The sequence below is a fragment of the Thermus sp. genome, from assembly GCF_039793865.1.
Classification (GTDB): Bacteria; Deinococcota; Deinococci; order Deinococcales; family Thermaceae; genus Thermus.
On sequence record NZ_JBAMMI010000060.1, the window covers coordinates 16,860 to 26,262 of the forward strand.

The 9,403-nt window shown below is 68.6% G+C and carries 13 protein-coding genes and 1 pseudogene; 7 read left to right on the forward strand and 7 right to left on the reverse strand.

Features of this window, described 5'->3' with window-relative positions; translation table 11 throughout:
* Positions 1 to 30: 30 nt before the first annotated feature.
* From ABJK26_RS05825 to ABJK26_RS05835, 3 genes are all read right to left on the reverse strand, one after another.
* Positions 31 to 495 (reverse strand): GNAT family N-acetyltransferase, encoded by a 465-nt coding sequence (locus ABJK26_RS05825; protein WP_347241334.1) that lies wholly within the window; start codon positions 493 to 495, stop codon positions 31 to 33.
* 83 nt (positions 496 to 578) lie between these two features.
* Positions 579 to 800, reverse strand: a complete 222-nt coding sequence (locus tag ABJK26_RS05830) for a cold-shock protein (protein ID WP_038064636.1) — start codon at positions 798 to 800, stop codon at positions 579 to 581.
* Between the two features lie 113 nt (positions 801 to 913).
* A complete protein-coding gene (locus ABJK26_RS05835; RefSeq protein ID WP_347241336.1) occupies positions 914 to 1,960 on the reverse strand; it encodes a J domain-containing protein in 1,047 nt (348 codons plus the stop codon).
* Positions 1,961 to 2,105: 145 nt separating this feature from the next.
* Here ABJK26_RS05835 and ABJK26_RS05840 point away from each other — a divergent pair, with 145 nt between their 5' ends.
* On the forward strand, positions 2,106 to 3,167 hold the full coding sequence (locus ABJK26_RS05840; protein ID WP_347241338.1) for an aminotransferase class V-fold PLP-dependent enzyme: 1,062 nt from the start codon (positions 2,106 to 2,108) through the stop codon (positions 3,165 to 3,167).
* On the opposite strand, the gene ABJK26_RS05845 is transcribed toward ABJK26_RS05840, so the two are convergent.
* Positions 3,159 to 3,944, reverse strand: coding sequence for an undecaprenyl-diphosphate phosphatase (locus tag ABJK26_RS05845; RefSeq protein ID WP_347241340.1), 786 nt, complete (start codon positions 3,942 to 3,944; stop codon positions 3,159 to 3,161). The genes ABJK26_RS05840 and ABJK26_RS05845 overlap by 9 nt on opposite strands.
* Positions 3,945 to 3,958: 14 nt before the next feature.
* Between ABJK26_RS05845 and ispD the strand changes: the two genes are divergently transcribed.
* The 3 genes and pseudogenes from ispD to ABJK26_RS05860 all read left to right on the forward strand — a co-directional run bounded on the left by ispD (position 3,959) and on the right by ABJK26_RS05860 (position 5,961).
* Positions 3,959 to 4,615: a 2-C-methyl-D-erythritol 4-phosphate cytidylyltransferase gene (gene ispD, locus ABJK26_RS05850; protein WP_347241342.1), complete on the forward strand. Its 657-nt coding sequence runs from the start codon at positions 3,959 to 3,961 to the stop codon at positions 4,613 to 4,615.
* Entirely contained in the window at positions 4,588 to 5,448 is an 861-nt protein-coding gene (ispE, locus tag ABJK26_RS05855; RefSeq protein WP_347241343.1) for a 4-(cytidine 5'-diphospho)-2-C-methyl-D-erythritol kinase, read from the forward strand. Before ispD ends, ispE begins: the two co-directional genes overlap by 28 nt.
* A pseudogene (locus ABJK26_RS05860) lies at positions 5,393 to 5,961 on the forward strand (hypothetical protein). Before ispE ends, ABJK26_RS05860 begins: the two are co-directional and overlap by 56 nt.
* An 82-nt stretch (positions 5,962 to 6,043) precedes the next feature.
* On the opposite strand, the gene ABJK26_RS05865 reads toward ABJK26_RS05860, so the two are convergent.
* Positions 6,044 to 6,538 (reverse strand): CarD family transcriptional regulator, encoded by a 495-nt coding sequence (locus ABJK26_RS05865; protein WP_347241344.1) that lies wholly within the window; start codon positions 6,536 to 6,538, stop codon positions 6,044 to 6,046.
* Entirely contained in the window at positions 6,535 to 7,095 is a 561-nt protein-coding gene (locus tag ABJK26_RS05870; RefSeq protein ID WP_347241360.1) for a TetR/AcrR family transcriptional regulator, read from the reverse strand. The genes ABJK26_RS05865 and ABJK26_RS05870 overlap by 4 nt, the downstream gene beginning before the upstream one ends.
* Positions 7,096 to 7,177: 82 nt before the next feature.
* Here ABJK26_RS05870 and ABJK26_RS05875 point away from each other — a divergent pair, with 82 nt between their 5' ends.
* The 3 genes from ABJK26_RS05875 to ABJK26_RS05885 are packed head-to-tail and all read left to right on the forward strand — an operon-like array spanning position 7,178 to position 8,982.
* A complete protein-coding gene (locus ABJK26_RS05875) occupies positions 7,178 to 7,891 on the forward strand; it encodes a cyanophycinase (RefSeq protein WP_347241345.1) in 714 nt (237 codons plus the stop codon).
* Between the two features lie 60 nt (positions 7,892 to 7,951).
* Positions 7,952 to 8,452, forward strand: a complete 501-nt coding sequence (locus ABJK26_RS05880) for a metal-binding protein (protein ID WP_347241346.1) — start codon at positions 7,952 to 7,954, stop codon at positions 8,450 to 8,452.
* Positions 8,453 to 8,496: 44 nt separating this feature from the next.
* Complete coding sequence (locus ABJK26_RS05885; protein ID WP_347241347.1) at positions 8,497 to 8,982, forward strand: TlpA disulfide reductase family protein; 486 nt, start codon at positions 8,497 to 8,499, stop codon at positions 8,980 to 8,982.
* Here ABJK26_RS05885 and tsaE read toward each other — a convergent pair.
* On the reverse strand, positions 8,944 to 9,381 hold the full coding sequence (tsaE, locus tag ABJK26_RS05890) for a tRNA (adenosine(37)-N6)-threonylcarbamoyltransferase complex ATPase subunit type 1 TsaE (protein WP_347241349.1): 438 nt from the start codon (positions 9,379 to 9,381) through the stop codon (positions 8,944 to 8,946). The two genes, ABJK26_RS05885 and tsaE, sit on opposite strands and share 39 nt — an antisense overlap.
* Positions 9,382 to 9,403: the final 22 nt, after the last annotated feature.

The window sequence follows — 9,403 nt, forward strand, 5'->3', positions numbered from 1 at the left end:
CCGTGCTGGCTAGGGCCAGCACGGGGGGTGTCAGAGTTCCCGCACGTACCAGCTGAGGGCGGGCCCTCCGTCTTTAACGTGGCGGAACCCCTGGGACCGGAAGAAGGTCTTGGCCCGGGGGTTGTGCCCGTAGACCACGGCGTAAAGCCGCTCCACCCAGGCGAGGTGGCCCAGCAGGTGCCTCAGGGCCCGTTTTCCAAGCCCCTGGCCCTGGCGGTCCTCTCGGATGAGGAGGAGGCTTAGGGTGGCGTCTCGGGCCTCGGGGTAGTGGAGCTTGTAGTCCAGATAGCCCACGGCCTCCTCTTCCAGGAAGAGGAGGAAGGCCCGCCGGCGGGGGTCCTGGGGGAGGGTGCGCAGGTCCTGGAGGACGTCCTCGAGGGTAGGGGGCTCCATGCCGATCAGGGCGAAGTAGCCGGGGCTTCTCAGGAAAAGGCCGTGGAGCACGGGGGCGTCCTCCGGCGAGGCCGGCCGTAGGCTGAGGCTTAAGGCCCGCATCCCGGTTATCCTACCCCCATCCTCCTGAGAAGCGGGTGATGGAAAACCGCCCCGGGGGAAGCCGGGGCGGTTTCCAGAGGCCTTTACTTGCGGGCCGGCTCCACCACGGTGACGTTCACCGCCTGGGGGCCCTTGCCGTTCTTGCCCGGCTCCACGTCAAAGGTGACGATGTCGCCCTCGTTCAGGGTGCGGAACCCCTTGGCGTTGATGGCGCTGAAGTGGACGAAGACGTCCGTGTCCCCCTCGCGCTCAATGAAGCCGTAGCCCTTCTCCGCGTTAAACCACTTGACCCGACCCTTCTGCATACCGCTCCTTCTTCCTCCGGGCTTGCGCCCGTATCCGGGGCTTGAGGGGTTGCTTTAGACCCAGGGGGCCACCCTAAAGCGACCCGGAATGACTCACTTTACCACGGGGAGGGTTATTTGCGGAAGAGCCCCTTGAGCTTTTCCCAGAGGCCCTCGGGGGCCACCTCCTCGCCCACCTCCTCGGCGTAGGCCCGAAGGAGCTCCTTGGCCTTGGGGGAGAGCTTCTTGGGCACGGAAAGCTCCACCACCACCCTCAAAGCCCCCCGCCCCCCGGGGTGGGGAAGGCCCGCCCCGGGAAGCTCAAACACCTCCCCGTGGCCGGTGCCCGGGGGGATGTCCAGGGGGATTGGGCCCTCGAGGCCCGGCACCTCCACCCGGGTGCCCAGGGCGGCCTGGGCCAGGCCGAGCCTGAGGCGGTAGACCAGATGGGGGCCTTCCCGCTCCAGGTGGGGGTGGGGGCGCACGGAAAGCCGCACGTAAAGGTCTCCGGGGCCTCCCGGCCCCAGGTTGCCGTAGCCCGGCACCCGCAGCAGGTAGCCCTCCTCCATGCCCGGGGGAATCCGCACCCGCACCCTTTCCTCCCGGGGCACCCGGCCCCGGCCCCGGCAGACGGGGCAGGCCTCCGCCAGGAGGAAGCCCTGGCCCTTGCAGTGAGGGCAGGGGGTGCGGCTCAAAAAGGTGCCGAAGAGGCCCCGCTGGTAGGTCTCCACCACCCCCTGGCCCCCACAGGTGGGGCAGGCCACCCGCTTGCCTCCTTGGCCCCCGCAGGCCTCGCAGGGGACCAGGCGGCTGTAGGTCACCTCCGCCTCCTTGCCCCGAAGGAGGTCGGGGAGCTCCACCTCCACCTGGACCTCGAGGTCCTCCCCCCGGGGGGCCGGGCGGCCGGGGGAACGAAAGCCGAAGACCTGGGCGAAGAGGTCAAAGAGGTCCTCGGCCTGGAAGCTCCCTTCCCCAAGAAGCCCCCGGTCGTACTGGGCCCGCTTCTCGGGGTCGGAGAGGACGGAGTAGGCTTCATTGATCTCCTTGAAGCGCTCCTCCGCCCCTTTGTCCCCGGGGTTCTTGTCGGGGTGGTACTGGAGGGCGAGCCTGCGGTAGGCCCTCTTGATCTCCTCCTGGGTGGCTTCCCGGCTCACCCCCAGGATGGCGTAGTAGTCCTTCATCCACCTAGCACTTTACAAGGGGAAGGGGTTTTGCTAAAGTGCCCCTCAATGAGGCTCCTGCGAGCTACCCGGTAGGGGGCCCCTTCCTTCGGGAAGGGCCCCCCGGGTTTGCCCGCGGGGGCCTCGGCTTTTAGGGAGGCTCAGGATGCTCTTGCTCACCCCAGGACCCACCCCCATTCCCGAGCGCGTGCAAAAGGCCCTTCTCCGCCCCATGCGCGGCCACCTGGACCCCGAGGTGCTCCGGGTCAACCGCGCCATCCAGGAACGCCTGAGAAGGCTCTTTGACCCCGGCGAGGGGGCCTTGCTGGCCGCCTTGGCGGGTTCGGGTAGCCTGGGCATGGAGGCGGGGCTCGCCAACCTGGACCGGGGCCCGGTGCTGGTCCTGGTGAACGGGGCCTTTTCCCAGAGGGTGGCCGAGATGGCGGCCCTCCACGGCCTCGAGCCCACCGTCCTGGACTTCCCCCCGGGGGAGACCGTGGACCCGGAGAGGGTGGCGAGGGAGCTTAGGAAGCGGCGCTACCGCATGGTGGCCCTGGTCCACGGGGAGACCTCCACCGGGGTGCTGAACCCGGCGGCGGAGGTGGGGGCCCTGGCCAAGGAGGCCGGGGCCCTTTTCTTCCTGGACGCCGTCACCACCTTGGGCATGCTTCCCTTTTCCATGAAGAGGATGGGGGTGGACTACGCCTTCACCGGGAGCCAGAAGTGCCTTTCCGCCCCGCCTGGCCTCGCCCCCATCGCCCTGAGCCTCGAGGCCAGGAGGGCCCTCACGGGGAAGCGGGGCTGGTACCTGGACCTCGCCCGGGTGGCCGAGCACTGGGAGCGGGGGGGCTACCACCACACCACCCCGGTGCTCCTCCACTACGCCCTCCTGGAGGCCCTGGATCTGGCCCTGGAGGAGGGCCTCGAGGCCCGGGAAAGGCGCGCCCGAGAGGTCTACGCCTGGGTCCTGGAGGAGCTCATGGCCCGGGGCTTCCGGCCCTATCCCAAGGAAAGCCCTCTCCCCACCGTCTTGGTGGTGCGCCCCCCGGAAGGGGTGGAGGCGGACCGCCTGGTGAGGGCCCTTTACGCCGAGGGGGTGGCCGTGGCCGGGGGCATCGGCCCCACCCGGGGGCAGGTCCTGCGCCTCGGCCTCATGGGGGAAGGGGCCCGGAAGGAGCTCTACGGGGCTTTTCTGAAGGCCCTGGACCGCGCCCTGGCCCTAGCGTAGGAAGAAGTAGGCGTAGACCAGGGCCAGAACCATGCGGTAGTAGGCGAAGGGGCGGAACCCCACCCTCTCCACGAAGGAGACCATCCAGCGCACGGTGGCCAGCGCGGTCACCAAGGCGGAGGCGAAGCCCAGGAGGAGGAGTTCCAAGCCCCCTTCCGGCATCCCCGGGGCGCTTTTCAGGAGGTCGTACCCCACCGCCGCCAGCATGGTGGGCAAGGCCAGGAGGAAGCTGAACTCCGCCGCCGCCTTGCGCCTTAGGCCCAGGAGAAGCCCTCCCAGGATGGTGGCCCCGCTCCGGCTCGTGCCGGGGAAGAGGGCGGCCATTCCCTGGAACACCCCGATCCAGGCCACCTTGAGGAGGGGAAGCTCCTTCACGTCCTGGTAGCGGGCCCTTTCCGCCAGACGGTCGGCGAAGAGCAAGGCTAGGCCCACGAAGAAGAGGAAGAAGACCACCACCCCGTCCTTCCCCAGGATGACCCCCTTGATGAGGGGATAGAAGAGAAAGCCCAGGAAGGCCGTGGGCAGGAAGGCCACCCCGATGCGCGCCCAAAGCCCCCGGTCCGCGGCGAAGCGCTTCCCGTAAAGGAGGAGCACCGCCAGGATGGCCCCGAGCTGAATGGCGATGAGAAAGGTCTTGAGGAAGGGGTCGGCCTCCACGGGCAGGCCCAGGAGGTGGAAGAGGAGGGTGAGGTGGCCCGTGGAGGAAACGGGCAAGAACTCCGTGAGGCCCTCCACGATGCCTAGGAGAAGGGCTTCCCAAGCGCTCACGCGGCCCATGCTACCATGAAAGGGTGGAGGTTTCCGTCCTCATCCCCGCCGCCGGAAACGGGGAGCGGCTTGGTCTCGGGCCCAAGGCCTTCCTCCGGGTGGGGGGAAGGACCCTTTTGGAGTGGGCCCTGGCCGCTTTCCCGGAGGCGGCGGAGGTCCTGGTGGCCCTGCCCCCGGGGCAAAGCCCCCCCCAGGGCCTTCGGGCCGCCTTTCTGGAGGGGGGCAGGACCCGGCAGGAGTCCGTGGCCCGCCTGCTGGAGGCGGCGAGCCTTCCCCTGGTGCTGGTCCACGACGTGGCCCGCCCCTTCGTGAGCCGAAGCCTTGTGGAAAGGGTCCTGAGGGCCACCCAGGCCCAGGGGGCGGCGGCGCCGGTCCTTCCCGTCCCCGACACCCTCATCCGTTCCGAGGGGGGGGCCTACGGGTCGGTCCTGCCCCGGGAGGCCTTGCGCCTGGTGCAGACGCCCCAGGGCTTCTTCACCGCCCTCTTGCGGGAGGCCCACGCCTACGCCCGCAAGAGGGGGATTTCCGCCACGGACGACGCCCAACTGGTGCAGGCCCTGGGCTACCCCGTGGCCTTAGTGGAGGGAGAGAGGACGGCCTTCAAGATCACCTACCCCGAGGACCTGGTCCTGGCGGAGGCGCTGGCCCGGGCATGGAACGGATCGCCCCAGGCAAGGTAAACCTGGGCCTCTCCCTTTTGGGGAGAAGGCCCGACGGCTACCACGAGCTCCACACCCTCTTCGCCGCCCTCTCCTTTGGGGATCGCCTCTACCTGGAGCCCATCCCCGAGGGGATCGCCTTCCGCGGCCGCTACGGGCGAAGAAACCTGGCCTACCGGGCGGCCTCGGCCTACCTGGAGAGGGCGGGCTGGCCGGGAGGGGTGCGCCTTGTCCTGGAGAAGGCCCTCCCCGAGGGGGCGGGCCTGGGTGGGGGCAGTTCCGACGCCGCCCAGGTGCTTTTGGCCCTGAAGGAGCTTTACCCGGCGGAGGTGGACCTCTTTGCCCTCGCCCTTTCCCTGGGGGCGGACGTGCCCTTCTTCCTCCTGGGGGGGGTGGCCGAGGCCAGGGGAGTAGGGGAGCGCCTCAGGCCCCTCTCCCTGCCCCCCTTGCCGGTGGTGGTCTTCGCCCCTGGCCTGCGCCTCCTCACCCCCTTGGTCTACCGGGAGGTGAAGCCCCACGACTTCGCCCCCGAGCTTCCGGTGGAGGCCGTCCTCCAGGCCCTGGCCCGGGGGGAGGAGCCGCCCTATTGGAACAGCCTCGAGGGCCCCGCCTTCCGCCTCCACCCCGAGCTACGGGAGGTCAAGGCCAGGCTCCGGGTCCTGGGGCTAAGGGGGGTCCTCATGTCGGGCTCGGGAAGCGCCTTCTTCGGTCTAGCCGAGGACGAGGCCCACGCCAGGCGGGCGGCGGAGGCCTTAAAATACGCGGGCTACGCCCGCTGGGGTTATTTGGGAGGGAACCGTGGGGCTTTTGGAGAGGGCAGAGACCCACTACCACCAGGCTTTGGAGGCGCTTAAGGCCCTCCCCATCCGCTGGGACCGGGAGCGTTTCGCCTTTTGGCTTAGGCAGGACTACCCCTTTGTGGAAGCCCTGTACCGCTACCAGGTGGCCCTCCTCGCCGAGGCCCCCCAGGCCCACCGCTTCCCCCTGGTCCAGGCCCTCTTGGCCACGGTGGAGGAGTTGGACTGGCTTTTGGCCCAAGGGGCGGACCCTGGGGCCCCCGTCCACCCGGTGCGGCGGGAATACATCGCCCTTCTGGAGGAGATGGCGGGGCTTGCCTATCCCTACCGCCTGGCGCTCTTCTACTTCCTCAACCGCCTCTTCCTCGAGGCCTGGAACGCCCACGTGGAGGGGGATGGCCCCTGGCAGGAGCTTTCCGAGCACTGGGCGGCCCCGGAGTTCCAGGCGGTGCTCTTTGACCTGGAGGTGCTGGCCCAGGGAATGGCCGAGGGGTTGGGCCCGGGGGTTTTGGCCAATTACCTGGAACGAATATTGGAAATGGAAAAAAGACCTGGAGCTTGCTCCTATGAACGCAGGTCGGCGAGGAAAGGGCGCGCGGTAGGGTGGACCCCATCCTAGGCTGCCCAGGATGGGGCGGTCTTGCTGGAGGGCCTAGTTCAGCTCTTCTCCCCAGGCCTCCTCAAAGAGGCGCTTGGCCTCTTGCAGGGTGATTTCCAGGGTCTGGGAGACCTCCTCGGCGAGGAGGTGGATGGCCCGCCTCAGGGCCTGCCGGTCCAGGTCGGGCAGGCCCCGCTCCAGCTCCCAGGCCCTTAGTTGCCCGGCCATCTGGGCGATGCGGTAGGGGTTTCCGTCCGCCAGGATCTCGCTGGTCTTACGGTGGCGGGCGGCCCACTGCTTGGGCAGGGGCATCCGCCCCTTCTTGAGGAGGTCCAGGATCGCGGGCACCTCCTCGGGGGCCAGGGCCTTGCGCATGCCCACGCTTTGCGGGGCTTCCACGGGTACGTAGGCCTTGGAGCGGGAGCCGGGGAAGTCCACCTGGTAGTAGGCCCGGCTGACGCCGCTCACGCTCCGCTGGGCTATGCCTGCCACCACGCCCACCCCATAAGGGGGCAAGACCACCTTGTCGCCGGGACGGAACTCTTTCACGGCGCGACTCCTTTCCGGAGCACCAAGAGGAGGTGCTCCAAATACGCCTCCACCTCCAGCTGGGGGTTGCACCCCAAGGCCGCCACCACCGCGGCCGTGGCCTTGGGAGAGAGCTCCGGACGCACGGCCCCCTCCTCCTGGCCGCTTCGCACAAGGGCCTCCAAGAGGTCCAGGTAGTGCTGGTGGAGCCCCTTGAGCCAGGGGGTGGGGTCCTCCATGGCCTCCCGGGCCACCGCCGCCCAAAGGCCCCTCCACTCCGCAATCCAGGCCAGGCGCTTCTCCAGGATGCGCTCCAGGCGCACGAAAAAAGGCGCCCGCAGGCGCACCAGTTCCTCCACCTCCCGGTAGAAGGCCCAGGTTCGCTCCTCCACCAGGTTTTTGAGGAGGTCCTTCTTGTCGCGGAAGTAGAGGTAGATGGTCCCTTTCCCCACCTCGGCCTTCCGGGCCACGTCCTCCATCTTTAGGCCGGAAAGCCCACTTTCCCGGAGAACCTCTAAGGTGGCCTCGAGGATGGCCTTTCGCTTTCCCTTAGCTAAGGCCCCCGGGGGGGATACCATCGCGGCCACGACCCCAAGTCTACCACACCGCCCTTTTCCTTTCATGAGGAGGCGGTTACCCTAGGGGTATAGGAGGTCCGCCATGCGGCAGGGTTTCTTCGCCTTGCTCACCGCCGATCCCCTTAGGGGGGCCTTGCGCTTGGTAGAGGCCAGGCTCCTGGAGGAGGCCAGGGGGGAGGCCCTTTTCCTCGTGCCCTATCCCCTTAGGGACCTGGCCGAGGCCTGGCGGCTGGCCTACCGCGACCTGGGTCTCAGGCGGGGCCAGGTCCTCTACCTGAGGCGGCGGGAGGAAGCCTTTGACCCGGAGGTGGCCCAAAGGGTGGCGGCGAGTTCCCTGGTGTTCCTGGCGGCGGAGGGGCTTCCCGAGTTTTTAGACCTCATCCGGGGGAGCCTGGTGCTCCAGGCCCTCTGGGAGGTGCACCGCAAGGGGGGCGGGGTGGTGGCCCTGGGAGAGGCGGCGGGGCTTCTGGGAGAGGCGGCCTTTTACTCCTGGGAAGGGGAGATGCGGGCGGCCTTGGGCCTGGCCCTCCTCCGGGGTCTGGCCCTGCTTCCCAAGGTGGAGGAGCGGGGGCGTTTCCTGGCCCTTTCCCGCCTGGTGGCGGACAACCCCGACTTGGTGGGCTTAGGCCTTCTGGAGAACACCGCCTTGCGCCTCCTTAGGGGCCTGGGAGAGGTCTGGGTCGGCGGGGTGACCCTGGTGGACGCCGAGGGGGCGGAGCACACCGGACGGGGGGTAAAGGGGTTACGGGTAGACGTGCTCTCCGCCGGGGAGCGCTTCCCCTTGCCCGCCCTCTAGGTACCCCCAGGCCTTTCCCACGCCTTGGGCTAGCGGCCTCTGGGCGCTTATCCTGGTTCCATGCCTTCGGGGCGCGTGCACGAGGCCATAAACCTTACGGCGCTGGGCTTGGGAAGCCTGGTTTACCTGGGCTTAGGGGGCTCCCCGGAGGACCCCAAGGCCTTGGCCTTTGCCCTGGCCTACCTGGCGGGCACCTTCCTCCTCTCCCCGGACCTGGACCTGGCGGAGAAGGAGGTGCGGTCCAGGCGGCGCTGGGGCTTTTTGGGCCCCCTTTGGCGGCCCTACGGCTGGCTCTTCCGCCACCGGGGGCTTTCCCACACCTGGGTCCTGGGGCCCCTCACCCGGCTCGGGTACCTGGTGGGCCTTTTGGGCCTGCTGGGTGTTCTCGCCCAGGGGGTTTTGGGCTTTTTGGGGGCGGAGGTGAGGCTAAGGCCTCCCTCCCTGGGCCTCGAGGCCCTGGGCTCTGGCCTCCTTGGCTACTACCTTTCCCAATGGCTTCACCTGGTGGCGGACGGCATCTGGCCGGACCATGACCTTAAGCGCCTTCGGCGGCCAAGGTAAGAGGGTTTACACACCTTGGGCGGGCGGCGTGGAGAATGGGGTTAATGGCGAAGCTCGAGGTTTGGGGGTTCGGGCTCTTTCTGGGGCTGGCCTTGGCGGTGGGACTGGGGGAGCGCCTGCCGGACTTCGCCCTTTTGGACCCTGGGGGAAACCTCGTCACCCCCAAGACCATGAAAAAGCCCGCCGTTATCGTCTTCTGGGTCAGCTGGTGCACGGTGTGCCGGGCGGAGTTCCCCGGGTTGCACCAGGTGGCCGAGGAGACCAAGGTTCCCTTCTACGTCATCAGCCGGGAGCCCCGGGACACCAAGGAGGTGGTCCTGAGCTACATGAAGGCTTATCCCCGCTTCATTCCCCTCTTGGCCTCTGGCCGGGACAAGCCTCACGAGGTGGCGGGCCGCTTTAGGGTGACGGGCCAGCCCTGGACCTTCGTGGTGAACAAGGAAGGGGAGGTGGTGGCCCTCTTCGCCGGCCGGGCGGGGCGGGAAGCCCTTTTAGACGCCCTCTTGCTGGCCGGGGCAGAGCTCCCATAGCTCCACCCGCCGGGCCTCTCCTTGGGGGGTGAGGCGGAAGAGGAACCCGGCTTCTAGGGCCCTCGGGTCCCCCCACTCCACCAGGGTGAGGCGGGCTTCCTCCTCGGCGGCCAGGAGCTGCGGAAGGAGTTCCTCTGGGTTTGGTAAGCGGTAGAGGTCGGCGTGGACCAGGGGACCTTCCGGGGTGGGATAGGTGTGGATGAGGGTGTAGGTGGGGCTGGTGACCCGGCCCCGGAAGCCCAGCGCCTCGGCCAAAAAGCGGACCAGGGTGGTCTTGCCTGCCCCTAGGGGCCCTTCCAGGGCCACCACCGCTCCCCGGGGTAGAAGGGGGAGGACCTCCCGGGCCAGGGCCCGGGTGTCCTCGAGGCTCTTCAGGGTGCGGGCGAGGACAAGGCGCATAAAAAAAGGCCCCGAAGGGCCC